The 205-nt window shown below is 55.6% G+C and carries 1 pseudogene; it reads left to right on the top strand.

Annotated features, from left to right (window positions below):
* Window positions 1-205: pseudogene (gene helD, locus FDX22_RS21925) on the top strand (DNA helicase IV); the annotation flags it as partial.

Genomic DNA, 205 nt, shown 5'->3' with positions numbered 1-205 from the left:
TGCAGTGGTCCGTGCCAGAAGGCAATTTTTGGGACGATGAAAAATTACAACGTCGTCTGGCCTCACGTCTGGATCGCTGGGTTAGCCTGATGCGTATGCATGGTGGAGCACAGGCGGAGATGATCGCCAATGCGCCGGAGGCGATCCGCGACCTGTTCAGCAAACGTATAAAGCTGATGGCGCCGTTACTCAAGGCCTGGAAGAG

It is taken from the genome of Citrobacter sp. TBCS-14, from assembly GCF_005280805.1.
GTDB lineage: Bacteria > Pseudomonadota > Gammaproteobacteria > Enterobacterales > Enterobacteriaceae > Citrobacter > Citrobacter gillenii.
The sequence above is the reverse complement of the archived record's forward strand: the minus strand, read 5'-3'. Positions and strand labels throughout refer to the sequence as shown.